Source organism: Pseudomonas sp. FW305-E2, from assembly GCF_058782925.1.
This window is the reverse complement of sequence record NZ_JBYSYE010000007.1, coordinates 1-23,370: the sequence shown is the minus strand read 5'-3', so window position 1 is coordinate 23,370 and position 23,370 is coordinate 1. Positions and strand designations below refer to the sequence as shown.

The window sequence follows — 23,370 nt, the reverse complement described above, 5'->3', positions numbered from 1 at the left end:
CCACAAGGGATCTGCAGCGTCAGTCAGATGGCGGCAAACCGCTCATCCAGGTAAGCGATGATCGCCTTGGACTCATACATCCAAGTCACCTTGCCGGCTTCTTCAATGCGCAGGCATGGCACTTTCACCCGGCCGCCACCTTCTTGCAGGGCCTGGCGGTGCACCGGGTCGTTCTTGGCGTCGCGCAGCGCCACCGGCACGTTCAAACGGTGCAGTGTGCGGCGGGTTTTGACGCAGAACGGGCAGGCGTGGAACTGGTACAGCGCCAGCCCCTTGGCCGCTTGCTCGATGCGGGCCTGGGCGGCCGCGTCGCGCTTGCGTTTGGCCGGGCGGCTGATCCAGTCACCGAACACAATGAGCTGGCCGAGGCCAACCCGCAGGGCTTTGACGATCATGGACAACTCCTGAAATGCAAAAGCCGACCCTGAAGGGTCGGCTTGGGGTCAGCAACCAATCACTTGATCAGGCTGAGGAACTCGCTACGGGTGGCGGCGTTATCGCGGAACTCACCCAGCATCACCGAGGTGATCATGGTCGAATTCTGCTTTTCGACACCGCGCATCATCATGCACATGTGCTTGGCTTCGACCACCACGGCCACACCCGCGGCACCGGTTACCTGCTGCACGGCTTCGGCGATCTGGCGGCTGAGGTTTTCCTGGATCTGCAGGCGGCGGGCGTACATGTCGACGATACGTGCCACCTTGGACAGGCCCAGTACCTTGCCCTTCGGCAGGTAGGCAACGTGTGCCTTGCCAATGAACGGCAGCATGTGGTGTTCGCACATCGAATACAGCTCGATGTCCCGGACCAGCACCATTTCGCTGTTGTCAGAGCTGAACAAAGCGTTGTTGGTGACTTCTTCCAGTGTTTGCTCATAACCGCGGCAAAGGTACTTCATCGCCTTTGCAGCCCGCTTGGGCGTGTCGAGCAGGCCCTCACGGGAGACGTCCTCGCCAATCTGGCTGAGGATCTCGGTGTAGTTCTGTTCCAGGGACATGGATCTACCTGTGGGAAAAAATCGCAAAAACGAAGGGTACGGCGGTGAGGGCGGCGCTGCAAGCGCGGCGTTACTCGTCGCGGCCTTCGAGCATGGTTCGCTTCAGCATCACATACACCGCGCCGGTGCCGCCGTGGCGGGCACTGCACGAGGCAAAACCGAGCACTTGCGGGTGCTGGCGCAGCCAGGTGTTGACGTGGCTCTTGATCATCGGGCGCTTGCCGTCCAGGCGCGCGGCCTTGCCGTGGGTCACCCGCACGCAGCGCACCTCCAGTTTGGTGGCTTCGGCGATGAAGTCCCACAAGGTTTCGCGGGCCTTTTCCACCGTCATGCCGTGCAGGTCGAGGCTGCCCTCGAATGGAATCTGCCCCAGCTTCAGCTTGCGCAGTTGGCCTTCCTGCACGCCATCGCGGCGCCACATCAGCTCGTCTTCGGCGCCTACGTCGATGACGAACTGGTCGGACATGCCATCGATGACCAAAGCCTTGTCACTGCGCACGGTCGCCGCCTGGCGCAGGCCGGCCAGCTTCTGGCGGTCGGCCTTGGGCTTGCCGACGTCGGCACGGTCGTGGCTGATCGGCTTTACGCCGCGCACTTCGGCCTTGAACAGGGAAAAATCGTCGTCTTGCATGATGCCTCCACGTAGGCGACGTAGTTTACGCGACTGTGGGGCCGTGTGCAGCCTGTGCGGGCCTCTTCGCGGGTAAACCCGCTCCTACAGGGATTGCGCATGGCTTGAGGCCGGTGCGATCGGGGGGCAACTGCCTTGCGTCGAGAAAGGGGTGCGCAGCGCCCCCGAGGGTTTCAGTTCACTGCATGAATTGCCGGGGCCGCTTTGCGGCCCTTTCGCGACACAAGGCCGCTCCCACAAGGACCGCGTTGGCAGCGTCTCAATCGTGCTTCTTCATCAGGTGCGGCGACAGGTTAAGCTCCCGCCCGCGGCGCAAGCGGATACGGCTGCGCCGCCAGAAGCGCACACCCAGCCACAGCAACAGCAAGCCAGCCACGGTGAGGATGCTGGACAACGGTTTGTTGGCGTTGAGTTCCTGCAGGGCAGGGTAGTTGCCCAGCAGGCCGGCGACGCCGGCCATGGCCAGCAATACGCCCAGCGTCGCCAGCAGGGCCGACAGACCGGCCGCCAGGCGGGCGCCCCAGTTACGCGGCTCGCGCGGGCGCAGGCGCTTGGCGTCGAAACTGCCTTTAAGCTTCATTCCGCTCTCCTCGGTGGATATCCGGAATTCGACCTGCTGCTGCCCATCGGGTTCCGCCCGGCTGCCGGGCGGTCCTGCAAGCCGCTCAGATCAGGCTCGCGGTGGGTGCGACGCAAGCGAAGTTGTCAGCCATCACGGCCATTTCGCACTGGTGAATCTGCGCGGCCGGAATGACGCCGTCCTTGAATGCCAGGTCGCGGGTGGCCGACGCGTCTTCTACCAGGGTGCACCGATAACCATAGTCCTTGGCGCGGCGAACGGTGGTGCTGACGCTGGAATGGCTCATGAAACCACAGACGATCAGGTCCAGGTGGCCCAGCTCCTGCAAAGTTTCGTGCAGCTTGGTGTTCTTGAACGCGTTGGGCATGCGTTTTTCGATGACGATTTCACCTTCCAGCGGCTCCAGCCCCGGAATGAACTGGCCAGCCGGCCCCTGGGGGTCGAAGCGGCCACCAACAGTGCCCAGGTGGCGAACATGGATGATCGGACGGCCGCTTTTACGGGCGGCGTCGAGCAACCTGGCGATGTTGGCCACGGCCTCGTCCATGCCTGACAGCTTCAGGGGACCACTGAGGTACTCCTTTTGTGCATCGATGATGATCAGGCTGGCGTGGCTCAGCTTGGCCGGCGGATAGTCGCGGCCAGTGAGGCGAAACATCGTGGTTGGAACGGACATCAAGGGCTCCTTGGATAGGGCTTTTGTATACCTATTCTCCCCTGCCTTGGCGCCAATGGGAATGGTTGACAACGCAAGCGGCATGGTTACTGGCCTGTGGCTAGCCTTTGGGCAAGGCAAAGGAACAAATGTGCGGGTGGGGCTGTTAGACTTTTGTCCGGTCTGAAAATAGGAGTACCCCGTGATCACATCCCGTCTGCGCACGCTGCGCGACTACATCCGCTGGGCGGTCAGCCGCTTCCACGAGCATGACCTGTTCTTCGGTCACGGTGCCGACAACGCCTGGGACGAAGCCCGCCTGCTGGTGCTGGGTGCGGTGCACCTGCCATGGGAGGTGGCCGACAGCTACCTGGACTGCATGCTCGAGGACGACGAGCGAGTACGCCTTCAGCACCTGCTCAAGCGCCGTATCGAAGAGCGTGTACCGGCCGCCTACCTGCTGGGCGAGGCCTGGTTCTGCGGCATGTCGTTCATCGTCGACGAACGGGTGCTGGTGCCGCGTTCGCCCATTGGCCAGCTGATCGAAAAACGTTTTGAGCCGTGGCTGGCCAGCGAGCCGGCGCGCATTCTGGACCTGTGCACGGGGTCGGGTTGCATCGGCATCGTCGCCGCTGACGTGTTCCCCGAGGCCGAGGTGGTGTTGGCCGACCTGTCGTTCCAGGCCCTTGAAGTGGCCAACCAGAACATCGAGCGCCATGGCCTGGACGGGCGCGTGTACACCGTGCAGGGCGATGGCTTTGGCGGTTTGCCGGGGCAGCGTTTTGACCTGATCCTGTCCAACCCGCCGTATGTCGATGCCGAAGACTTCGACGACATGCCGGCCGAGTACCACCATGAGCCCGAGCTGGGCCTGGCCTGCGGCAGCGACGGCCTGGACCTGGTACGGCGGATGCTGGCCGAAGCGGCTGACCACCTGACCGAGAAGGGTTTGCTGATTGTCGAAGTGGGCAACAGCCAGGTGCATGTCGAGGCGTTGTACCCCGAGGTGGACTTTGCCTGGCTGGAATTCGAGCGTGGCGGGCACGGGGTGTTCATGCTCACCGCCGAGCAGTGCCGCCAGCATCAGGAATTGTTCAAGGCCCGCGTTTAGGCTATTTGGGGCTGCTTTGCAGCCCATCGCGACACAAGGCCTCACAAGGTGCGCGATCAATCTGTGGGAGCGGCCTTGTGTCGCGATGGGCCGCGAAGCGGCCCCAATCTTCACCGGCAGATGCGGTCTTAGCGGGTTGCAATCCAGATCAACAGCCCTGCCTGGAACACGGCAAACGCCACCAGGCAGGTAATGGTGAAACGCAATCCGCCGTCTTCGCGCTGGTATTTGGCCACGCGCTCATCCCGCTCGCGCAGTTGCCCTTCCTTTTCCTGCAGTTGCTGGTCCGCCTGCTGCAGCAGGTTGGCGGCATCCAGAATCTCCACCCGCTGCAGGCGCTCGTTGCTCCAGGCGGCCTTGAGCTGGCCCACCGTCATATCCGCGGTACGGCCCTTCAGGTGCTGGCTGTCCTCGTACTGCACCTCGATACCCACCCCGCGCAAGCAGTGGTCACGGCGCAGGCGTGAGTCCTCGTTCAGGGCATCCTTGCTCGGCAGCGCCATGCCTTCAACCCGGTAGTGCGACCACCTGCGCTGCAACCACTGCGCGGCCTGGGCCAGCATGAAACGGCCGATGCCACGGTTCACCGGTTCCAGTTGCAGGCCATGTTCATTGCCAATACGCACCAGGCGCTCGGCATGGTCGACGCGGATGTCCAGGCGGTTCTGCTCTTTGTGTACTTTCTGCCCAGGCAGCTGGATTTCCATGCGCAGCAGGCTGTGTGCCTTGTCATGGCGCTCGGCATAGCCGAACTGCACAAAACGCAGCGGCCGCGCGCCGGTGCTGCGGTCGGTAGGCAGTGCTGCCAGGCGCAGCAGCTGGAAATGTTCGGCGGTCAGCTCGGCCCAGGGCAGGGCGGGGATTTCCTGGGGTTCTTCGGCCGGCTCGACGGCGGTGGGGGAGGTGGTCATCAGGGCTTGTCCTCAGCTATGCCTGCTGTATCGGCAGGCATGGCTGAGACCTGAGCCTGTTTGACTTACGCCGAAGGCAAATGCTGGATGAACGTCACAATTCGCTCGCCCAGCTCACGCGCCAGCGGCAGCTCGGGGTTGAGGTAGCTGTCGCGCTGCTGGCTCATGCTCTTGGGGCTGATGCGCAGCATGTGGTTCATGCCATCAATCAGGACCAGTTGTGCATCTGGCTTGGCCGCTTTCAGCCGTTGGGCGTCGGCCACGTCCACCTGCACGTCGTTGCGCCCCTGCACGATCAGCGCGGGCATGGGCAGGCGGGCAAAGGCGGCTGCCGGGTTTTGCTGGAACAGCGAAATCAGGTACGGCTGCACGCTGGGGCGAAACACCTGGCGCAGCGGCGCTGGCACATCCAGGCTGGTCTGCCCGGCCTGCAGGCGGTCGAGCAGGGCACTGCCACCGGCCAGTTGCGCGGGCGGCAGGCGCTGGGCCAGTTGTTCGTGCAGCACCTCGGCCAGCGGCCGGCCGCTGCCGGCCAGGGTGATGACTGCGCTGGCGCCAGCCTGCTCGGCGGCCAGGCTGGCAATCAGTGCGCCTTCGCTGTGGCCAATCAGGATCAGCGGGCCGAAGCGCGGGTCGGCTTTGAGCTTGCGGCTCCAGGCGACCACATCGGCCACGTAGCGCTCCACGCTGAGGTCACGCTCGTCAGGCGTGGCCGGCTGGCTGGCGGCCACCCCGCGTTTGTCGTAACGCACGCTGGCAATGTGCTCGTTGGCCAGCAGCAGGGCCAGGCGCTTGAGGTTGTCGACCCGGCCCGACGCCGGGTTGTTGCCGTCGCGGTCGGTGGGGCCGGAGCCGGCGATGATCAGCACCACTGGCGGCGGGGTGGCCTGTTGCGGCAGCAGCAGGCTGCCGTGCAGCACGCCCTGGCCGGTGTCCAGGTCGATCGGGCGTTGCAGTACAGTGGGGGCGGCGGCCTGGGCCAGGCCGGTGCACAGCAGGAAGAGCAAGGCGACGAGGCGCGACATCATGCGGTACTACATGGGGAGATGTGGGTTTGACCCACTGTTGGCGGGAAGGTTCTGGGAAGCGAATGGCAGGTTCGGCCCTTTCGCGGGCACGCCCGCTCCCACAGGTATTTCACAGCATTTGGATCTGTGGTGATCCTGTGGGAGCGGGCATGCCCGCGAAGAGGCCCGCACAGGCGATCAAAGCATCTGTATACTGCTGCTTTCGTCCATTTCAGGCAGAACTCGCGGAGCGTCCATGTCCGGCAATACCTACGGCAAGCTGTTCACTGTCACCACCGCTGGCGAGAGCCATGGCCCGGCGTTGGTCGCCATTGTCGATGGATGCCCTCCGGGCCTGGAAATTTCCCTCGCCGACCTGCAGCACGACCTCGACCGGCGCAAGCCCGGCACCAGCCGGCACACCACCCAGCGCCAGGAAGCCGACGAGGTAGAAATCCTTTCCGGCGTGTTCGAAGGCCGCACCACCGGCTGCTCGATCGGCCTGCTGATCCGCAACACCGACCAGAAGTCCAAGGACTACTCGGCCATCAAGGACCTGTTCCGCCCGGCCCACGCCGACTACACCTACCACCACAAGTACGGTATCCGCGACTACCGCGGCGGCGGCCGCAGCTCGGCCCGCGAAACCGCCATGCGTGTGGCCGCCGGCGCTATCGCCAAGAAGTTCCTGGCCACCCAGGGCATCACCGTGCGTGGCTACATGAGCCAGCTGGGCCCGATCGAAATCCCGTTCAAGACCTGGGAGTCGGTGGAGCAGAACGCCTTCTTCAGCCCTGATCCGGACAAAGTACCTGAGCTGGAGGCCTACATGGACCAGCTGCGCCGAGACCAGGATTCGGTGGGCGCCAAGATCACCGTGGTTGCAGAAGGCGTGATGCCCGGGCTGGGCGAACCGATCTTCGACCGCCTGGATGCAGAGCTGGCCCATGCGCTGATGAGCATCAACGCGGTCAAGGGCGTGGAAATCGGCGCCGGCTTCGCCAGTGTGGCCCAGCGCGGCACCGAGCACCGGGACGAACTGACCCCGGAAGGCTTCCTCAGCAACAATGCAGGCGGCATTCTGGGCGGTATTTCCTCGGGCCAGCCGATCGTTGCCCACCTGGCACTGAAGCCCACTTCCAGCATCACCACCCCGGGCCGCTCGATCGATGTCGATGGCAACCCGGTGGACGTCATCACCAAGGGCCGCCATGACCCGTGCGTGGGCATTCGTGCCACGCCGATTGCCGAGGCGATGATGGCCATTGCGCTGATGGACCACCTGCTGCGCCACCGTGCGCAGAATGCCGATGTGCAAGTGAATACCCCGGTGCTGGGCCAGCGCTGATCCAACTGCACCGGCCTCTTCGCGGGTAAACCCGCTCCTACATTGGGATATCACTGCCCTCAGGTGCAGTGACAGGGTGAAATCCGCGTAGGCGCGGGTTCACCCGCGAAGAGGCCGGCCCAGGTCCCCACAAGGCCACCCCATGCAACCCATCCCCTACTGGCGCCTGTCCAGCTTCTACCTGTTCTATTTCGCCCTGCTGGGCTCCACCGCACCGTTCCTGGCGCTGTACTTCGACCACCTGGGCTTCTCCCCGGCGCGCATCGGCGAGCTGGTGGCCATCCCCATGCTGATGCGCTGCGTGGCCCCCAACCTGTGGGGCTGGCTGGGCGATCGCACGGGGCAGCGGCTGTTGATCGTCCGCCTTGGCGCGCTGTGCACCCTGGCCACCTTCGCCCTGATCTTCTTTGGCAAAAGCTACGCCTGGCTGGCGCTGGTCATGGCCCTGCACGCGTTCTTCTGGCATGCAGTGCTGCCGCAGTTCGAGGTCATCACCTTGGCCCACCTGCACGGGCAAACGTCGCGCTACAGCCAGGTACGTCTGTGGGGTTCGATCGGTTTCATCCTCACCGTGGTTGGCCTGGGCCGCTTGTTCGAGTGGTTGAGCCTGGACATCTACCCGGTGGCGCTGTTCACGATCATGGCCGGCATCGTTGCCGCCAGCCTGTGGGTGCCCAATGCCCAGCCAGTGGAACAGGGCGGGCGCAGCGGCACGGAAGGCTTCCTGCAACAGTTGCGTGCCCCGGGGGTGATCGCGTTCTACGCGTGCGTGGCCCTGATGCAGCTCAGCCACGGGCCGTACTACACCTTCCTTACCCTGCACCTGGAGCACTTGGGCTACACGCGCGGTGCCATCGGCCTGTTATGGGCGCTTGGGGTGGTGGCCGAGGTGCTGATGTTCATGGTCATGAGCCGCCTGTTCGCCCGTTTCAGCGTACAGCGCGTGCTGTTGGTCAGCTTCCTGCTGGCGGCATTGCGCTGGCTGCTGCTGGGCAACCTGGCCCAGGAGCCGGCAGTACTGATCTTCGCCCAGCTGCTGCACGCGGCCACCTTCGGCTGCTTCCATGCCGCCAGCATCGCGTTCGTCCAGGCCAGCTTCGGTGCCCGCCAGCAGGGCCAGGGCCAGGCGCTTTACGCCGCGCTGTCGGGTACCGGCGGTGCGCTGGGGGCGCTGTACTCAGGCTACAGCTGGAAGCTGCTGGGCCCCACCTTCACCTTTGGTATGGCCAGTGCCGCAGCCTTGGCCGCAGCCGTTATCATTGCCCTTTGTTCGCAACCGACCAGGACCCGCCCCTGATGAGCATTCTCAGCGTTTTCCACCCCGCCAGCCCGGCACTGCCGAACAAGGTGCTGACTCACCACGACGACATCGCCGCTACGTTGGCCGAGCAGGGCGTGCGCTTTGTGCATGCCGAACCTGGCCTGCGGGTGCGCCCGGGCACGGCCCAGGACGAGGTGCTGGAGGTTTGCCGCGTGTATCTGGATGAGTTGATGACGGCGCATGGCAGCAAGGCCTTCGCGCTGCTCAACCGCGACGGTGAAGACCCGGCACAGGTCGATGTGCGTGATGAGCATGTGCATGATGCCGACGAGCTCTTCGCCGTGGTCAGCGGGCGAGCGCAGGTTGGCCTGCGGCTGGGGGAATGGGTGTATTCGGTGCTGTGCGAGAAGGGTGACCAGCTGCTGGTGCCGGCCGGGACGCGGCGCTGGGTTGAGCTGGGTGATACACCGTTTTGCCTGGCGTTGCGCTTGTATGGCAGCGAGCAGGGTGTGGAGGCGCGGTTTACCGGGGATGCAACGGCGCGGGCGTTTCTGGGGATCGACGAGTTGTAATGGCATTGCCGGCCTCTTCGCGGGTTAACCCGCTCCTACATTGACTGCGCGATGCCAAGGGCGGCGCAACCGTCGGTCGTAGGAGCGGGTTCACCCGCGAAGAGGCCAGTTCAGGCAATACGCCCCTCAGCGGTAAGTCGGCAAGGCAAACCGCTGCTGGCTCTGCAGCATCGAGATGACCGGCAACTCACTGGCCTCTTCAGCCAGGTCACGACGGATGGCACTGATCGCCCAGGACAGCTGTTCGGCACTGTGCAATTGCCCATAGGTCAGCACCCGGCGGGTAACCTTGCCATCCGCTGCGCGCAGGGTAAGCAGTACACCGCCATCGGGCCGGGCTTTGGTATTCACTTGATAGGCCGAAAATACCGAGGCGAACTTTTGCTGGATGAGGTCCATATCAACTCCTGGCTGGTGTGTGGCAGACGTGAGTTGATGGTTGCAGTGACCGTGCCAGAATCCTGTTTGGCGAAAAACTCAGTAAATACAGGAGGTTACGGGTAATTTGCAGAAGCGGCATCGTGCAGGCTGCACGGTCGTGCATTTTGCACAGTGCATTTTGCACGGGTCAGGGTTTGCCTATCGGCCTTATAGAATCTGAACCTTTGACCGCAATGGCATGCCTGACGAACACTTGGGCCATCAATTATGCCAGGAGGTTCCCTATGTCCAGCCAACCCGCACCTGCCACCATGACCGATGACGAAACCGCTGCGTTCGCCGAGCAGGTGTTCGAACGTGCCCGCCAGGGCGACGCCGACATGCTCGGGCGCCTGCTTGCCAGCGGCCTGCCGGCCAACCTGCGTAATCACAAGGGCGATACCTTGCTGATGCTGGCCAGCTACCACGGCCACCACGAGGCGGTGCGGGTGCTGCTGGCGCAAGGTGCCGATCCGTTGATTGCCAACGACAATGGCCAGCTGCCGATTGCCGGTGCCGCATTCAAAGGGGACCTGGCGATGATTCGCCTGCTGGTGGAGCATGGCGTGCCGGTGGATGCCGCCGCACAGGACGGTCGCACCGCGCTGATGTTGGCGGCGATGTTCAACCGCAGCGAAATCCTCGACTATCTGCTGGCCCAGGGGGCCGACCCGGCGCACCAGGACGCCCGCGGCATCACCGCCCTGATGGCGGCGCAAACCATGGGCGCAGCAGACACTGCCGCGCGCCTGCAAGCACAGGCCGGCTAACCGCCTAGGGGCATTTGCGGCTATCCTTGGCGACTTTTCACCCGTCGCAGGCCCCCTTTCATGAAAACTCAGTTGCTCGAATTCATCAGCCTCATTGGCGCAGGCTGCATGCGTGAGGCAGACATCGAGCGTATCGCCGACGAGGCCGCCCAGGCCTACGCCGACCCTGTCGCCTTTCTGGCCGCCAACCCTGACATCAACTACGACGACACTTTCCCGATTCCCCTGGGCGAATGGGTGGTGCTGGGCAGCCTGCCGGATACCGTGGTGTTCCAGGCCGACAGCTACCAGGCGCTGTTCCAGCAGATCAGCGACTCGTTCGACAACAGCGTGCCGTTTACCCTCAAGCCCAAGCAACTGGCCCGTACCGAGCCACTGACCGCGCTCAACCGTATCCAGGTGCAGATGGGCGCGCTGAACAAGGAGGCCGGTGGTTATGTGCTGCTCAACTTCAGCCAGTTGCTCGATGATGAACTGCAGATGGTCATGGTGGGGCAGCAGGACCTGGCGCGGGTAATGGAGCTGGGGGCAGCGCTGGGCATCAAGGTCGAGCCGGCGCTGGAAGCGTTGAAAGTCGCCGTACACATCTAAAGCCTGGCGCAGTCCTTTTGGGAGCAACTGTCTTGCTCAATTTCTGAAAGCTGGCGCGATCCGTGTGGGAGCGGCCTTGTGTCGCGAAAGTGCTGCACAGCAGCCCCGGGATTTCAGCGTCGATGCAAATAATGCCGGGGCCGCTTCGCGGCCCTTTCGCGACACAAGGCCGCTCCCACAGATACTCCACCGCATCAGGCCCTGTGATATCCCTGTGGGAGCGGGCGAGCCCGCGAAGAGGCCGGCTCACGAAATATCAATCTTCAGCCCAGCGCAGTGTCGAGAAACATCATCACCGCAAACCCACCCATCAACCCCAGGGTCGCCGCTGTCTGGTGCCCGTTGCGGTGGGTTTCGGGGATCACCTCGTGGCTGACCACAAAGATCATCGCCCCCGCCGCCAGCCCCATGCTGATCGGGTAGGCGAGGGCAAAGCCGGTAGAAATCCCCAGCCCGATCACCGCCCCTAGCGGCTCCATCAGGCCCGACCCTATCGCCACCAACGCGGCCTTCAGGTTGGAAAGCCCCGTGGCGCGCAAGGCCAGCGCCACGGCCAGCCCCTCGGGGATGTCCTGAATGGCGATGGCACTGGTCAGTGGCAGGCCGATGTTCATGTCGCCATTGGCAAAGCTCACGCCAATCGCCATGCCTTCAGGCAGGTTGTGCAGGGTAATCGCCAGCACAAACAGCCACACCCGGCTGATGCGCTCGGCTTCGGGGCCGCACGGGCCGGTGCTTTCGTGTTCATGCGGGGTGAAGCGGTCCAGGCCCAGCATCAGCAGCACACCCAGGCCCATGCCCAGCACCACGGTAAACGCAGCGGCCGGGCCGTTGCCCGTGATCTCTCGGGCAGCCTCCAGGCCCGGCAAAATCAGCGAAAACGAGCTGGCCGCCAGCATCATGCCGGCAGCAAAGCCCAGCATCACGTCCTGGGTGCGCGCGTTGACATCGCGCAGCACCACTGCCAGCACGGCGCCCAGTGCGGTGGCCCCAAAGCCGGACAACCCGCCCAGCATGGCCAGGTGCAGGTTGTCGGCATGGTCGCCGTTCACCGCGTTCCAGAGGCTGGCGGCCAGCAGCACGCACACCGCCAGCAGGCTCAGCCCCAGGCCGGCGCTGAGCCAGGGGGTATCGGAAACCTGCTGGCGCCAGGCCTGCAGCAGTGAAGAGGGGGCGGCGCTTTGGCTGTGAGTGGGCGGCATGCGAACCTCGAATCAGTGAATGCAGTCAGTCTACCGAGGGACCTGCGACATCCGCCAAGGATTCCCTTCTATTGGTGCGATAGCTGACTATGCTGTGCAGCAAAGCCTCTGGACAGGAATTCAGACATGGGATCTACCTTCAACAGCCTGGTCGGGCTGATCATTCTGGCGCTGGATATCTGGGCCATTCTCAACGTGATCAAGAGTGGCAGCGAGGTGGGCATCAAGGTGTTGTGGATCTTGTTGATCGCCTTGCTGCCGGTGGTGGGGCTGGTGATCTGGGCGATTGCCGGGCCGCGGGGAAATGTGCGGCTCTAGGCGCGTTACTGACATAGCCAGTAATAGGGCCGTGACAAAATTTTCACATTGGTTTAAACAGAATCCGCACCCGCATAATGCTGCGTTGGCCTAGCGCCATCGCCTCTTCGCAAACCGCAATCCTAGGACCTTCCCATTCATGGCTAACACGGACGCCTTGAAGCAACAGGGCGCGCGAACGTCATTTTCGCCGACCTTGAAATCCCACCTGGCCTACACGCTGCTCAGCGGCCTGGTGATCATGCTGATGCTCAGCCTCGTGCGCCTGGCGCTGCTGGCCTACAACAACGACATGGTCGGCGATACCCCTTATTCGACGGTCGCCGAAGGCTTCCTCAACGGCTTGCGCTTCGACCTGCGGGTGGTGGTTTACATCAGTATTCCGCTGCTGCTGGCCATCCTCAGCCCCTGGGCCATGGCCCGGCGTGGCGTGTTCCGTTTCTGGCTGACCCTCGCTTCGAGCGTGGTGATGTTCCTCGGCCTGATGGAAATGGACTTCTACCGCGAGTTCCACCAGCGCCTCAACGGCTTGGTTTTCCAATACATCAAGGAAGACCCGAAAACCGTCATGAGCATGCTCTGGTACGGTTTCCCGGTGGTCCGCTACCTGCTGGCCTGGGCCTTCGGGACCTGGCTGCTGAGCCTGCTGTTCAAAGGTATCGATCGCGCCACCCGTGCCGAAGGCCTGTACCGCGTTGCCCCGTGGTACAAGCGCCTGGCGGTATTCATGGTGATCTTGCTGGTGGCCGTGGTCGCTGCCCGTGGCACCCTGCGCCAGGGCCCGCCGATGCGCTGGGGTGATGCCTTCACCACGGACTCCAACTTCGTCAACCAGCTGGGCCTGAACGGCACCCTGACCCTGATCGACGCTGCCAAGAGCCGTTTTGGCGAGGACCGTGCCAACATCTGGAAGCCAGTCCTGCAGCAGGACGTGGCCACGCAAAGTGTGCGTGAGCAACTGCTGACCGCCCACGACACGCTGGTCGACGCCGACGAAGCCGCTATCCGCCGCGACTTTGTGCCGCCGGCTGACCGTACCCTGCCGATCAAGAACGTGGTGGTGATCCTGATGGAAAGCTTCGCCGGCCACTCGGTAGGCGCGCTTGGCAGCCCCAACAACATCACCCCGTACTTCGACAAGCTGGCCAAAGAAGGCCTGCTGTTCGACCGCTTCTTCTCCAACGGCACCCATACCCACCAGGGCATGTTCGCCACCATGGCCTGCTTCCCCAACCTGCCAGGTTTCGAATACCTGATGCAGACCCCGGAAGGCGGCCATAAGCTGTCGGGCCTGCCGGCCCTGCTCAGCGCCCGTGACTACGACGACGTGTACGTCTACAACGGCGACTTTGCCTGGGACAACCAGTCCGGGTTCTTCGGCAACCAGGGGATGACCACCTTCATCGGCCGTAATGACTTCGTCAACCCGGTGTTCTCCGACCCGACCTGGGGTGTGTCCGACCAGGACATGTTCGACCGCGGCAACGAAGAACTGGCCAAGCATGATGGCAAGAAGCCGATCTACGCGCTGCTGCAGACGCTGTCCAACCACACGCCGTACGCCCTGCCGAAGGACTTGCCGGTAGAGAAAGTGACCGGCCAGGGCCGTCTGGACGAGCACCTGACCGCCATGCGTTATTCGGACTGGGCGCTGGGCCAGTTCTTCGAGAAGGCGCGTAAGGAGCCTTACTTCAAGGACACCCTGTTCGTCATCGTCGGTGACCATGGCTTTGGCAACCACCAGCAGGTTACCGAGCTGGACCTGGGCCGCTTCAACGTGCCGCTGCTACTGATTGCCCCGGGCATTCAGGAGAAGTTCGGTGCGGTGAACCACACCGTGGGTACCCAGGTCGACATCGTGCCGACCATCATGGGCCGCCTGGGTGGCAAGGCTCGCCACCAGTGCTGGGGGCGTGACCTGCTCAACCTGCCCGAGGGTGACCAGGGCGTGGGCATGATCAAGCCGTCGGGCAGCGAGCAGATTGTCGGGTTGGTACAGGGTGACCGTATCCTGATCGAGTCCAAGGACATGAGCCCGCGGATGTACCGCTACCAGTTGGGCAGCGAGTTCAAGGCCGAACTGATCGAAAGCCCGGACCAGCCGGAAATGCTCAAGAAGCTGGAAGCGTATATCCAGACGGCGACCAAGAGCCTGCTGGATAACACCGCTGGCGTGGTGCACGGCACACCGAAGTAAACCAGGGCCGCGTTGCGGCCCATTCACGGGCTTGCCCGCGCCCACAGGCTCGCACAGGGTTCGAACCTTGTGCTGGCCCTGTGGGCGCGGGCAAGCCTGCAAATGGGCCCCGCACAATTTCCCGGACTGAACATTATCCCCGCCCCAAGGTCAGTTATTCAGGCATCACACACCTGGTGTTCGTTGACTGAGAGGGTCCGTTCAATGAAAGAGTGGGAAGTCATTTTTGCCGACCAGAAGGGCGAACCGTCCACATTGCTGTTGCATGCCGAGCATTGCCCCAGCGAGGAAGACGTTGCGCGGGCCATCCGCTCACACCTGTTTCCGGTGATGGACGAGCTGGACCTCAACGACTTCCAGGACCGTATCATCTCCCCGACCGCACGCTGGCTCAAAGAGCATAGTGGTGTGACCATCACCAGCATTCACGAAGTCCCCTGAACCACACGTTTGCGTGGTGCCTTGGCAGGCACTACGCTGGAGAAGGGCCTGCCTGTTCTGCGGGTTGGCGCCGCTACAATTCGCGTCTTGCATCAGCTCGAACTGCACGGCCTTTGCCGGCAGGTGCGTAGTGCACGGAAAGTCTATCCATTGCTTTATTCAGGAGGACGATTCATGAGCAGCCAGAACGACGATATCAGCAGCAACGTCCTGCGCCAGATGAAAGCAGGCGGTTTCGACTTCACCCAGATCCACCCCATCGAGTTCTATGCCGTATTCCCGGACGAAGCAGGGGCCCGTCGTGCAGCCGGGCAGTTTCGCGGGGAATCGCTCAATGCCCAGGTGAAGGAGCTGGGCGACGGTGCCTGGCACCTGGAACTGAGCAAGGTCATGTACGCCACCCATGGCGGGATTGGCGACTTTGAAGAGGCCTTCGAGCAGTTGGTGACACCGTATGGGGGTGAGGTGGAAGGGTGGGGCGTCAAGCACGAACGGCTCACGGCCTGACAGTTTTGTGTTGGCCCGTTCGCGGGTTAACCCGCGCCTACACATTGATGGAGGGTGGACACCACCTGCCGTTGTAGGAGCGGGTTCACCCGCGAATACGGTGGCGGCGGCAACGATGAACGGCCAGGGATATTGGCCAGCAGGACCGGCCCTTTCGCGGGTGAACCCGCGCCTACGACGACCTGTGTCCACCCTCCACCACCGTGTAGGCGCGGGTTTACCCGCGAAGAGGCCCTCAAGGCTTACGCGCTGCCATGTGCCCCAAATAGGCCAGCAGCGCATCCAGTTCCTGTTCACTCAACACACTTTCGGCAAACCCCGGCATCTTCGCCTGCGGCCACCGCCGCAGGCTTTGCGGGTCGCGTATCAACTTGCGTAAATAAACCGGCTGAAAATACTCGGTCGGGTTATACGGCACATTCAAGTCCGGCCCCACCTGCCCATCCCCCGCACCGTTCAACCGGTGGCACACCAGGCAATTCTGCTGGAACAGGGCAAAGCCCTGGCGCACCGGGCTGTCGGCCGGCAGCTTCGGGTCGGGTAGCAGCGCAGGAAATCGCTGGTCCACCGGGGCCAGCTTGCGAAGGGTGGCGATCTGGAATGGCCACTGCTCAGGGCGGATGCCGCTGGCCTGCGGCGCAGTCCACACCAGGTAGAACGGCCCGGCACTTGGCTTGCCTGGACCCAGTGACGGCCACGGCGTGTCGGGGTCTTCCACGGCCAGCCAGGCCCGTGCCGGCCCTTGCTGCAGCAAGGGCGCAGCGGGCATTTCGGCGGCAAAACCATCCAGCGCCACGGCCTGCAGGTGATCGCTGGCAGTCACGCCTTTCAGCAGCGTGACCAGTGGCACCGCCCGATAGTGCATGGGGCGTTTGTAGGATACGTCCTGTTCGATGCTGATGTCCTGGGCCTCAGGGTGGCCAAGCAGTTCGGCGCTGCTCCACTGGCGCGGTGTCGCGCCCAGTTCAAGGTGCAGTTGCGCCGCCGACAATGGCAGGCTCAGGAGCAACGCTAGCAGGGCAAGGCAGTGGCGCATAGGCGATCTCCGACCATCAAGGCCAGCAGGTTACCTGTGCGTTGCCCGTTGGCGCCACCGCCGCAGTCAGCCAAACAAACGTGTCAGGTTCGGCAAGATCAACAGCAACGTGGTGGCAAATAAAATGAGCCCAGCTTGGCGAATTTTCGATTGTCTGAACATGGCGGACCGCCTTCTTGTTGTTATTCCTGAATACCCGTTGGCTTCCTTGTCGCGCTTCGGGTCGATCGCAGTGGCGTTGAATGGCGCCGGACTGCTTGCCGCTTGAAAGTGGATATACCTTCAACAGTAGGGTGTGCGTTATCCATATTTGAGAACCCTTTGTTCTAACCGTGCACTAAAACCATTCCTCTGGCTATGAGGCTAAGTGCTATCTAGCTGACACGCTCTATCTAGACAGTGGCGCAAGCACCCGGCAGGCGCCGACGAAATGTGACCGTTCGTCAGTGCAGCCTACTTGCTTGTACGTGCCTTTCGCGGCAGTCTCTACAGCAGATTCCCACCCATGTCGTTCAGGACTACCCCTATGTCGTTACGCATCTGCATCCTTGAAACCGATGTCCTGCGACCGGAGTTGACGGCGCAATATCAGGGCTACGGCAGGATGTTCGAGCAGCTCTTCTCGCGTCAGCCGATTGCCGCCGAATTTTGTGTGTACAACGTGATGCACGGCGACTATCCCGCCGACAGTGAAAAGTTCGATGCCTACCTTGTGACGGGCAGCAAGGCCGATTCGTTCGGTACCGACCCGTGGATCCAGACGCTAAAGGCCTACCTGCTCAAGCTGTACGAGCGCGGTGAAAAGCTGCTGGGCGTATGTTTTGGCCACCAGTTGCTGGCCTTGACCCTGGGTGGCAAGGCCGAGCGGGCTGAGCAAGGCTGGGGCGTGGGTATTCATCGCTACTCGTTGGCGGCGCATGCGCCCTGGATGGACCCGGAGGTGTCGGAGCTGACCTTGCTGATCAGTCACCAGGACCAGGTGACCGAACTGCCGGAAGGCGCTACGGTGATCGCCTCCAGCGATTTCTGCCCGAACGCGGCGTACCACATTCGCGACCAGGTGCTGTGCTTCCAGGGTCACCCGGAATTCGTGCATGACTACTCCCGCGCACTGCTCGATGCGCGCCAGGAATACCTGGGTGACGAGGTGTACCACAAGGCCGTTGCCAGCCTGGCCACCGAGCACCAGGGTGATTTGGTAGGGGAGTGGATGTTGCGGTTCATCCAGCAGCCATCAAAGGCCAGCGACAGCGCCGCTTAATCGGTGGCAACCCTTCGCGGGCACGCCCGCGAAGAGGCCATCAAAGCCAACCCGATTTCTTGAAGCTGGCATACAACCCGGCACACCCCGTCGCAATCACCCCCAGTACCGCGAAGTAACCGTAGTGCCAGCTCAGCTCCGGCATGTTCTGGAAGTTCATCCCGTAAACCCCGGCAATGGCTGTAGGGAATGCCAGAATCGCCGCCCAGGCCGCGAATTTGCGCTGCACGATGCTTTGCCGTGACGATTCCAGCAGCATGCCGATCTCGATCGTCTGGCTGGCAATGTCGCGTATGCCGGCCAAGTCTTCCATCTGCCGTGTCACGTGAATTTGCACATCACGAAAGTACGGGCGCATGTTCTTGTCGATGAACGGGAAGCTCAGGCGCTGCAGTTCTTCGCTCACTTCAACCAGGGGTGCCACGTAGCGGCGCAGGCGCAGGATGTCACGGCGCAGGCTGTGCAGGCGGCGGATGTCGTCTTCCCGCAGCGAGCCGCCCAGTACGCTTTCCTCCAGCGCTTCGATCTCGCCATGAATGGCCTCGCTGACCGGTTGGTAGTTCTCGGTGACGAAGTCGAGCAGGGCGTACAGCACGAAGTCTTCGCCATGTTCCAGCAGCAGGGGCCGAGCCTCGCAGCGCTGGCGGACCATGGCGTAGGATTTGGAGTGGCCGTTGCGGCAGGTGATGATGTAGCCGTTGCCCGCGAAGATATGGGTCTCGATGAATTCCAGTTTGCCTTCGTGGCGCACTGGCGAATAAGTGACGATGAACAACGCGTCACCGAAGGTTTCCAGCTTGGGCCGGCTGTGTTTTTCCAGGGCATCTTCGATGGCCAGTTCGTGCAGGTTGAACTGCGACTGCAGGTTGGCCAGCTCTTCGGCATTGGGCTCTTCCAGGCCGATCCACACAAAATGCCCCGGCTTGCGCGCCCACTCGCTGCCTTCGTCGATGCTGATGTTGGTGACCTTTCTGCCGGCGCTGTACACCGCCGATGCCACGACTCGACCCATGGTTGTCCGCTTATTCGATTGAACACGGATACAGCTTGGGCTGTACCCGGCTCCAGAGCAACCCCGGATCAGGCCAGTTCTTTTTCCATGCGGTCAATGCACTGCTGCATTTGCACCCGGCATTGCTCGATCAGCGCGGGCAGGTCCTGCAGCGTCATGCCCGTCGTGGCAATGGGCGGCAGCGAGCGCACAATCACCGTGCGCTGGCGCCAGCTGTTCAGGCTCAGGCGCCTGGCATAGCGGCTGACGCAGACCGGCACGATCGGCACACCGGCCTCGATGGCCATGTGAAACGCGCCTTTCTTGAACGCCAGCAAATGCTCGCCGGGATTGCGGGTGCCTTCGGGGAAAATCCAGATCGAGGTGTCGTCCTGCAGAACCCGGGTGGTCTTCTGTATGGCCCTGCGTGCCTGATAGGCATTCTTGCGGTCGACCAGCACGTTGCCGCCCAGCCAGAACAATTGGCCGAACAGCGGGATCCAGCCCAGGCTCTTCTTGCCGATGGCGACGGTGCGTTGCGGCACCACTTGGCCCAGCACGAACAGGTCGAAGTTGGACTGGTGGTTGGCCACGATCACACACCCGGGTGGATGGTCCCACAATGGGCCGACTTCGGCCTTGACCTTGATGCGCATCAGCCAGGTGGCCGGCAAGCTGTAGAGCCGGGCGAAAACGCGGCTGTTGTCAGGGTTGAAGGGGCGGCACAGACCAATGATCAGGCCCACGGCGCCAACGGCAAGAAAATGCAGCCCCAGCAGGAACATACGCAATGAATAAAGCATGGTACGGCTCACACCAGACGGTCGCGGGGCAGTGTACGGGTGTGCACTGGTTGGGGCAAACCTTGGTGCAGGCCTGTTCCGGCCTTTTCGCGGGCAAGCCCGCGAAAAGGGCCCGTGCGTCTAGCCCATATGCTGCTGATCCAGCTCGATCGCCTTGTCCAGCGCCTCCAGCAGCCCTTTGCGCACTTTCAGCTTGGTGTTCTTGTGCGCCAGCATGTTCAGCTTCTTCAGCTCTCGTGCTGCAGTCATTGCCGCTTCCTGCAACTGCTCGGCCGGTACCACCTTGTCGAGGAAGCCGGCATCCACGGCACCCTGCGGGTCAAATACTTCGGCATTGATCACCGAGCGGTGGAAGGCCGAGCGGCGCAGGCGGTCGCGGGCCAGTTCAATGCCGGCGTGGTGCATGGTCATGCCGATTTGCACTTCGTTCAGGCATACCTTGTATGGCCCATCGACGCCAATGCGGTAGTCGGCCGACAGCAGCAGGAAGGCGCCCTTGGCCACCGCATTGCCGGGGCAGGCGACCACCACCGGGAACGGGTGCGACAGCAGCCGGCGGGCGAGGGTGGAACCGGCGGTGACCAGGCTGATGGCGTCCTTGGGGCCGCGGGTCATCACCTTGAGGTCGTAACCGCCTGACAGAATGCCCGGCTGCCCGGTGATGATCACTACTGCACGCTCCTCGGTAGCGCGGTCCAGCGCTGCATTGAAGGCAGTGATGACGTCCGGCGAGATGGCATTGACCTTGCCGTTGTTCAGGGTAAGGGTGGCGATGCCGTCTTCGGCGTGGTAGGTAATCAGCTCGCTCATGGCAGAGTCCTTTTGTTGGCGTGGCGACGACGTTACCCAGCGCCAGGGGCGAGGTAAAGCAGCAAGGCTGACTGGTCGGTCAGTGCTCATGGCAGCCCAAGTGCAAATACATGAAAAAATTGAAAAAAATGCTTGCCAAAGGGAAAGTCTTTCACTAAATTAGCGCACCTCGACAGGCCGCAAGGCTTGAAGAGAAACGGTGAAGTGTCCGAGTGGTCGAAGGAGCACGCCTGGAAAGTGTGTATACGAGAAATCGTATCAAGGGTTCAAATCCCTTCTTCACCGCCACATTCTACAAAAAGCCCCCGCGCTGAAAAGCACGGGGGCTTTTTGTTTTCAAGGCCATTGGGGCTGCTGCGCAGCCCATCGCGACACAAGGCTCCCACAAAGCCTATGCCAGGCTTCAGATGTACGGCGACCTTCAGGGCTTCCAGCGCCGGCTCGACCTAGCTGCCCAGCGATGCTCCCAGCTCCATTACCCGGGGTTGATGGGTGGGTTTGCGGTGATGATGTTTCTCGACACTGCGCTGGGCTGAAGCTGAACACCGGCCTGTGGGAGCGGCCTTGTGTCGCGAAAGGGCCGCGAAGCGGCCCCAGCATTATTTGCACCGACGCTGAAATCCCGGGGCTGCTGTGCAGCCCTTTCGCGACACAAGGCCGCTCCCACACGGATCGCGCCAGCTTTTAGAAATTGAGCAAGACAGTTGCTCCCACAGGCAATTGGAGTGCTCCCAAGAAGTTGGACACCAATCCAACCCCTTGGGGGCAGTCCACACCTGTGGGAGCGGCCTTGTGTCGCGAAAGGGCCGCAGAGCGGCCCCGGCAATCTAGAAGCTGATCGAAGCCGAAAGCCGAGCGGTACGCGGTGCTCCCTGGAACAGGTAGTTATCCCCCAGGTAATCGCCCACATCGCGCCAGTATCGCTTGTCCAGCACGTTATCCACCGTCAGCCGCAGCACCGTGTCATACCCGCCAACACGGGTACTGTAGCGGCTGCCAAGGTCGAACACGGTATACCCGCCAACCTCCACATTGCCCGCCTGGCTCGCATACTTGCTGGCGCTATACCGCGCCCCGCCCAGCAGCGCCAGCCCCGGAACCGGTAGGGCATATTCCGCATGCAGCGCCGCCCGGAATTTAGGCACGTTGATCGCCTGGTGCCCTTCATAGGCTTCGGTGCCGCTGTTCTGCACCCGCGCCCGAATGGCTGCCGCACTGGCCTGTACCTGCAGGTTCGGGGTCACCCGACCGCTGGCGCCCAGTTCCAGGCCGGTATTTTTCTGCTGGCCTTGCTGCACGTAGGTGAAGTTGCCGGTGCCGTCCGGGCGCGCGTACTGGTACGCCTGGCGGATCTGGAACAGGGCGGCACTCAGGCTCAGGCCTTGCCAGTCGTGCTTGAGGCCCAGTTCCAGTTGGCGGGAGGTGGTGGGTGCAAGGATTTCAGCTGCATTGCTGGCGAACCAGGGTGCTGTGCCTCCGGCAGACAGGCCCTTGGCGTAGCTGGCGTATACCGTGGTGTTTGGCTGCGGTTTGTAGATAAGCGCAGCGTTGGGCAGCAGCTCGTATTGGCGGGTATGGCGCCCGGCTACGCCGTTCTCGTCCCAGGTCTTTTCATCCAGGCGCACTTCACGGGCGCCCAGCACAGTCTGCCATTGCTCGTTGAAGCTGATGCGGTCGCTGACGAACAAGCCGTACTGGCGGCTGTCCAGCCGGCGTTCGCTGGCGCCGACGGGTTTGTCGGACGGATCGAGGTCCGGGGCGCTGGTATGGATGTTGCCGGTACCAAGCCACTCGTTGTAGTACGGGCGCTGATCCAGTGTGCGTCGCTGCGCACTGGTACCCACGGTCAGCTCGTGCCCCACCCCCAGCGCATCGAAGTGCCCGTTGAGCATGGCCTGTGCCTCGTCGGTACGGCGGGTATCGTCGGGGCTGCGGAAGTCATAGATGTCGTAGTCGCCATTGCTGCCGAAAAACGCCCCCTCGCTCGAACCCCAGGCAAACGCGCTGTAATCGTCGATCACCACTTTGCTGCGGGAGGCGCTCACGGTGCCGGTCCAGGTATCGTTGAAGCGGTATTCGAAGCGGCCGCCCAGGTTCAGGGAGTCGTTCTGCACGGGCTTTGCCCAATGCTGGTAGGCCAGGCGGTCTTCTGGGTCGATGCCGTGTGGCACTTCAGTGCCACCGAGCAGCTGGTAACCCGGCACCGACGACTGTTCGCGGTGTTGATACTCGGCATCCAGCTGCAGGGTGGCATCCGGGTTGATCTGCCAGTCGAATGCCAGCGAGGCGAAGTCGCGCTTGCCGTCAGCGTGGTCGACGTAGGTGCGGATGTCTTCATGGGCCAGGTTGGCGCGCAGGCCGAACTGCTTTTCGCTGCCGAACCAGCCGCCAAGGTCGGTGGCCAGATAGCGTTCGCCCTGTTCGTTGGTCGATACCGTGACGCTGCGTATGTCTTGGGCCCGCTTGGTCACATAGTTGATCAAGCCGCCCGGCTCCGACACGCCGGTCTGCAGCCCGGACAGGCCCTTGAGCAATTCCACCTGCTGCTTGTTTTCCAGGGCTACGTTCTGTTCGCCGGCAATGGTCTGGCCATTGATGCGATAGCTACTGGCGGCGTTCAGCTCGAAGCCGCGCACATTGAAGTTTTCGTAGTAGCCGATGGGGGCATAGCTTTCGCCGACCGAGGCATCGCTTTGCAACACTTCGCTAAGCTTGCGTACCTGGCGGTCTTCCAGCAACTGCTGGCTGAACACGCTGATAGAGGCGGGGGTGTCGAGCAGTGGCGCGGGCTGGAAGCCGCCCACCGCGGCCTGGCGTGCCTGGTAGCCATCATTGGCGTAGGTGTCGGAGACCTGCAACGGGGCCAGCACCACGCTGTCTTCGGCAAGCACAGAGGGGCACTGCAGGGCCAGGCCCAGGCTGAGCAGGCTCAGGGGCAGGCGGGGGT

25 protein-coding genes and 1 tRNA gene are annotated in these 23,370 nt (G+C 62.7%); 12 read left to right on the top strand and 14 right to left on the bottom strand.

Annotated elements, in window-relative coordinates; translation table 11 throughout:
* Positions 1 to 23: 23 nt before the first annotated feature.
* The 5 genes from AC3WLP_RS08870 to AC3WLP_RS08850 all read right to left on the bottom strand — a co-directional run bounded on the left by AC3WLP_RS08870 (position 24) and on the right by AC3WLP_RS08850 (position 2,887).
* Positions 24 to 395: a glutaredoxin family protein gene (locus AC3WLP_RS08870; protein ID WP_010952857.1), complete on the bottom strand. Its 372-nt coding sequence runs from the start codon at positions 393 to 395 to the stop codon at positions 24 to 26.
* A gap of 59 nt (positions 396 to 454) precedes the next feature.
* Positions 455 to 1,000 carry a GTP cyclohydrolase I FolE gene (gene folE / locus AC3WLP_RS08865; protein ID WP_003252789.1) on the bottom strand — a complete coding sequence of 182 codons (546 nt, stop codon included), beginning with the start codon at positions 998 to 1,000 and terminating at the stop codon, positions 455 to 457.
* 70 nt (positions 1,001 to 1,070) lie between these two features.
* The gene (locus AC3WLP_RS08860) at positions 1,071 to 1,631 is read right to left on the bottom strand and encodes a Smr/MutS family protein (protein ID WP_003252791.1); all 561 of its coding nucleotides are present in this window, start codon (positions 1,629 to 1,631) and stop codon (positions 1,071 to 1,073) included.
* A 259-nt stretch (positions 1,632 to 1,890) separates the two neighbouring features.
* Complete coding sequence (locus tag AC3WLP_RS08855) at positions 1,891 to 2,211, bottom strand: hypothetical protein (protein ID WP_004577080.1); 321 nt, start codon at positions 2,209 to 2,211, stop codon at positions 1,891 to 1,893.
* Positions 2,212 to 2,296: 85 nt separating this feature from the next.
* Positions 2,297 to 2,887, bottom strand: coding sequence for a cysteine hydrolase family protein (locus AC3WLP_RS08850; RefSeq protein WP_003252796.1), 591 nt, complete (start codon positions 2,885 to 2,887; stop codon positions 2,297 to 2,299).
* A gap of 181 nt (positions 2,888 to 3,068) precedes the next feature.
* Between AC3WLP_RS08850 and prmB the strand changes: the two genes are divergently transcribed.
* Complete coding sequence (gene prmB / locus AC3WLP_RS08845; protein ID WP_003252797.1) at positions 3,069 to 3,977, top strand: 50S ribosomal protein L3 N(5)-glutamine methyltransferase; 909 nt, start codon at positions 3,069 to 3,071, stop codon at positions 3,975 to 3,977.
* A 128-nt stretch (positions 3,978 to 4,105) separates the two neighbouring features.
* Here prmB and AC3WLP_RS08840 read toward each other — a convergent pair whose 3' ends face one another.
* Entirely contained in the window at positions 4,106 to 4,888 is a 783-nt protein-coding gene (locus tag AC3WLP_RS08840; protein WP_003252799.1) for a hypothetical protein, read from the bottom strand.
* Positions 4,889 to 4,953: 65 nt separating this feature from the next.
* Positions 4,954 to 5,916, bottom strand: a complete 963-nt coding sequence (locus AC3WLP_RS08835) for an alpha/beta hydrolase (protein ID WP_088513075.1) — start codon at positions 5,914 to 5,916, stop codon at positions 4,954 to 4,956.
* 235 nt (positions 5,917 to 6,151) lie between these two features.
* Between AC3WLP_RS08835 and aroC the strand changes: the two genes are divergently transcribed.
* The 3 genes from aroC to AC3WLP_RS08820 all read left to right on the top strand — a co-directional run bounded on the left by aroC (position 6,152) and on the right by AC3WLP_RS08820 (position 9,076).
* Positions 6,152 to 7,243: a chorismate synthase gene (gene aroC / locus AC3WLP_RS08830; RefSeq protein WP_003252803.1), complete on the top strand. Its 1,092-nt coding sequence runs from the start codon at positions 6,152 to 6,154 to the stop codon at positions 7,241 to 7,243.
* 142 nt (positions 7,244 to 7,385) lie between these two features.
* Entirely contained in the window at positions 7,386 to 8,540 is a 1,155-nt protein-coding gene (locus AC3WLP_RS08825; RefSeq protein ID WP_014754131.1) for an MFS transporter, read from the top strand.
* Positions 8,540 to 9,076, top strand: coding sequence for an oxidase (locus AC3WLP_RS08820; protein ID WP_088513076.1), 537 nt, complete (start codon positions 8,540 to 8,542; stop codon positions 9,074 to 9,076). The genes AC3WLP_RS08825 and AC3WLP_RS08820 overlap by 1 nt, the downstream gene beginning before the upstream one ends.
* A 126-nt stretch (positions 9,077 to 9,202) precedes the next feature.
* Here the strand turns inward: AC3WLP_RS08820 and AC3WLP_RS08815 are convergent, their stop codons facing one another.
* On the bottom strand, positions 9,203 to 9,475 hold the full coding sequence (locus tag AC3WLP_RS08815) for a DUF3509 domain-containing protein (RefSeq protein WP_003252809.1): 273 nt from the start codon (positions 9,473 to 9,475) through the stop codon (positions 9,203 to 9,205).
* A 266-nt stretch (positions 9,476 to 9,741) separates the two neighbouring features.
* Here AC3WLP_RS08815 and AC3WLP_RS08810 point away from each other — a divergent pair, with 266 nt between their 5' ends.
* Both AC3WLP_RS08810 and AC3WLP_RS08805 read left to right on the top strand, forming a co-directional pair.
* Positions 9,742 to 10,266, top strand: coding sequence for an ankyrin repeat domain-containing protein (locus AC3WLP_RS08810; protein WP_017147845.1), 525 nt, complete (start codon positions 9,742 to 9,744; stop codon positions 10,264 to 10,266).
* Positions 10,267 to 10,326: 60 nt separating this feature from the next.
* Positions 10,327 to 10,857: a hypothetical protein gene (locus AC3WLP_RS08805; protein ID WP_012053340.1), complete on the top strand. Its 531-nt coding sequence runs from the start codon at positions 10,327 to 10,329 to the stop codon at positions 10,855 to 10,857.
* Positions 10,858 to 11,120: 263 nt separating this feature from the next.
* Here AC3WLP_RS08805 and AC3WLP_RS08800 read toward each other — a convergent pair whose 3' ends face one another.
* Positions 11,121 to 12,059: a ZIP family metal transporter gene (locus tag AC3WLP_RS08800; RefSeq protein ID WP_012053339.1), complete on the bottom strand. Its 939-nt coding sequence runs from the start codon at positions 12,057 to 12,059 to the stop codon at positions 11,121 to 11,123.
* Positions 12,060 to 12,185: 126 nt separating this feature from the next.
* Here AC3WLP_RS08800 and AC3WLP_RS08795 point away from each other — a divergent pair, with 126 nt between their 5' ends.
* The 4 genes from AC3WLP_RS08795 to AC3WLP_RS08780 all read left to right on the top strand — a co-directional run bounded on the left by AC3WLP_RS08795 (position 12,186) and on the right by AC3WLP_RS08780 (position 15,522).
* Complete coding sequence (locus AC3WLP_RS08795) at positions 12,186 to 12,377, top strand: PLDc N-terminal domain-containing protein (RefSeq protein WP_003252818.1); 192 nt, start codon at positions 12,186 to 12,188, stop codon at positions 12,375 to 12,377.
* Between the two features lie 139 nt (positions 12,378 to 12,516).
* Positions 12,517 to 14,574, top strand: a complete 2,058-nt coding sequence (locus tag AC3WLP_RS08790; protein WP_014859922.1) for an LTA synthase family protein — start codon at positions 12,517 to 12,519, stop codon at positions 14,572 to 14,574.
* Between the two features lie 204 nt (positions 14,575 to 14,778).
* Positions 14,779 to 15,015 carry a hypothetical protein gene (locus tag AC3WLP_RS08785; protein WP_003252823.1) on the top strand — a complete coding sequence of 79 codons (237 nt, stop codon included), beginning with the start codon at positions 14,779 to 14,781 and terminating at the stop codon, positions 15,013 to 15,015.
* A gap of 174 nt (positions 15,016 to 15,189) precedes the next feature.
* The gene (locus AC3WLP_RS08780) at positions 15,190 to 15,522 is read left to right on the top strand and encodes a ribonuclease E inhibitor RraB (protein ID WP_003252824.1); all 333 of its coding nucleotides are present in this window, start codon (positions 15,190 to 15,192) and stop codon (positions 15,520 to 15,522) included.
* 235 nt (positions 15,523 to 15,757) lie between these two features.
* Here the strand turns inward: AC3WLP_RS08780 and AC3WLP_RS08775 are convergent, their stop codons facing one another.
* A complete protein-coding gene (locus tag AC3WLP_RS08775; RefSeq protein ID WP_004577085.1) occupies positions 15,758 to 16,558 on the bottom strand; it encodes a cytochrome c in 801 nt (266 codons plus the stop codon).
* Positions 16,559 to 17,084: 526 nt separating this feature from the next.
* Between AC3WLP_RS08775 and AC3WLP_RS08770 the strand changes: the two genes are divergently transcribed.
* Positions 17,085 to 17,819, top strand: coding sequence for an amidotransferase (locus AC3WLP_RS08770; protein ID WP_003252828.1), 735 nt, complete (start codon positions 17,085 to 17,087; stop codon positions 17,817 to 17,819).
* Positions 17,820 to 17,859: 40 nt separating this feature from the next.
* On the opposite strand, the gene AC3WLP_RS08765 is transcribed toward AC3WLP_RS08770, so the two are convergent.
* The 3 genes from AC3WLP_RS08765 to AC3WLP_RS08755 form a co-directional block, all read right to left on the bottom strand.
* Positions 17,860 to 18,831, bottom strand: coding sequence for a magnesium and cobalt transport protein CorA (locus AC3WLP_RS08765; RefSeq protein WP_010952874.1), 972 nt, complete (start codon positions 18,829 to 18,831; stop codon positions 17,860 to 17,862).
* Positions 18,832 to 18,899: 68 nt separating this feature from the next.
* On the bottom strand, positions 18,900 to 19,613 hold the full coding sequence (locus AC3WLP_RS08760) for a lysophospholipid acyltransferase family protein (RefSeq protein ID WP_004577086.1): 714 nt from the start codon (positions 19,611 to 19,613) through the stop codon (positions 18,900 to 18,902).
* A gap of 120 nt (positions 19,614 to 19,733) precedes the next feature.
* Positions 19,734 to 20,423, bottom strand: coding sequence for a crotonase/enoyl-CoA hydratase family protein (locus AC3WLP_RS08755; RefSeq protein WP_003252834.1), 690 nt, complete (start codon positions 20,421 to 20,423; stop codon positions 19,734 to 19,736).
* 198 nt (positions 20,424 to 20,621) lie between these two features.
* On the opposite strand from AC3WLP_RS08755, the gene AC3WLP_RS08750 reads away from it, so the two are divergent.
* Positions 20,622 to 20,711, top strand: a tRNA-Ser gene (locus AC3WLP_RS08750).
* Between the two features lie 539 nt (positions 20,712 to 21,250).
* Here AC3WLP_RS08750 and AC3WLP_RS08745 read toward each other — a convergent pair.
* Positions 21,251 to 23,370, bottom strand: a 2,120-nt coding sequence (locus tag AC3WLP_RS08745; protein ID WP_103340179.1) for a TonB-dependent siderophore receptor, incomplete at its 5' end; no start/stop codon positions are given.

Excerpts from the sequence above, each read along its gene's own strand:
- AC3WLP_RS08870 (WP_010952857.1), bottom strand. The coding sequence starts at position 395 with ATGATCGTCAAAGCCCTGCGGGTTGGCCTCGGCCAGCTCATTGTGTTC.
- folE (WP_003252789.1), bottom strand. The coding sequence starts at position 1,000 with ATGTCCCTGGAACAGAACTACACCGAGATCCTCAGCCAGATTGGCGAG.
- AC3WLP_RS08860 (WP_003252791.1), bottom strand. The coding sequence starts at position 1,631 with ATGCAAGACGACGATTTTTCCCTGTTCAAGGCCGAAGTGCGCGGCGTA.
- AC3WLP_RS08855 (WP_004577080.1), bottom strand. The coding sequence starts at position 2,211 with ATGAAGCTTAAAGGCAGTTTCGACGCCAAGCGCCTGCGCCCGCGCGAG.
- AC3WLP_RS08850 (WP_003252796.1), bottom strand. The coding sequence starts at position 2,887 with ATGTCCGTTCCAACCACGATGTTTCGCCTCACTGGCCGCGACTATCCG.
- AC3WLP_RS08840 (WP_003252799.1), bottom strand. The coding sequence starts at position 4,888 with ATGACCACCTCCCCCACCGCCGTCGAGCCGGCCGAAGAACCCCAGGAA.
- AC3WLP_RS08835 (WP_088513075.1), bottom strand. The coding sequence starts at position 5,916 with ATGATGTCGCGCCTCGTCGCCTTGCTCTTCCTGCTGTGCACCGGCCTG.
- aroC (WP_003252803.1), top strand. The coding sequence starts at position 6,152 with ATGTCCGGCAATACCTACGGCAAGCTGTTCACTGTCACCACCGCTGGC.
- AC3WLP_RS08825 (WP_014754131.1), top strand. The coding sequence starts at position 7,386 with ATGCAACCCATCCCCTACTGGCGCCTGTCCAGCTTCTACCTGTTCTAT.
- AC3WLP_RS08820 (WP_088513076.1), top strand. The coding sequence starts at position 8,540 with ATGAGCATTCTCAGCGTTTTCCACCCCGCCAGCCCGGCACTGCCGAAC.
- AC3WLP_RS08815 (WP_003252809.1), bottom strand. The coding sequence starts at position 9,475 with ATGGACCTCATCCAGCAAAAGTTCGCCTCGGTATTTTCGGCCTATCAA.
- AC3WLP_RS08810 (WP_017147845.1), top strand. The coding sequence starts at position 9,742 with ATGTCCAGCCAACCCGCACCTGCCACCATGACCGATGACGAAACCGCT.
- AC3WLP_RS08805 (WP_012053340.1), top strand. The coding sequence starts at position 10,327 with ATGAAAACTCAGTTGCTCGAATTCATCAGCCTCATTGGCGCAGGCTGC.
- AC3WLP_RS08800 (WP_012053339.1), bottom strand. The coding sequence starts at position 12,059 with ATGCCGCCCACTCACAGCCAAAGCGCCGCCCCCTCTTCACTGCTGCAG.
- AC3WLP_RS08795 (WP_003252818.1), top strand. The coding sequence starts at position 12,186 with ATGGGATCTACCTTCAACAGCCTGGTCGGGCTGATCATTCTGGCGCTG.
- AC3WLP_RS08790 (WP_014859922.1), top strand. The coding sequence starts at position 12,517 with ATGGCTAACACGGACGCCTTGAAGCAACAGGGCGCGCGAACGTCATTT.
- AC3WLP_RS08785 (WP_003252823.1), top strand. The coding sequence starts at position 14,779 with ATGAAAGAGTGGGAAGTCATTTTTGCCGACCAGAAGGGCGAACCGTCC.
- AC3WLP_RS08780 (WP_003252824.1), top strand. The coding sequence starts at position 15,190 with ATGAGCAGCCAGAACGACGATATCAGCAGCAACGTCCTGCGCCAGATG.
- AC3WLP_RS08775 (WP_004577085.1), bottom strand. The coding sequence starts at position 16,558 with ATGCGCCACTGCCTTGCCCTGCTAGCGTTGCTCCTGAGCCTGCCATTG.
- AC3WLP_RS08770 (WP_003252828.1), top strand. The coding sequence starts at position 17,085 with ATGTCGTTACGCATCTGCATCCTTGAAACCGATGTCCTGCGACCGGAG.
- AC3WLP_RS08765 (WP_010952874.1), bottom strand. The coding sequence starts at position 18,831 with ATGGGTCGAGTCGTGGCATCGGCGGTGTACAGCGCCGGCAGAAAGGTC.
- AC3WLP_RS08760 (WP_004577086.1), bottom strand. The coding sequence starts at position 19,613 with ATGCTTTATTCATTGCGTATGTTCCTGCTGGGGCTGCATTTTCTTGCC.
- AC3WLP_RS08755 (WP_003252834.1), bottom strand. The coding sequence starts at position 20,423 with ATGAGCGAGCTGATTACCTACCACGCCGAAGACGGCATCGCCACCCTT.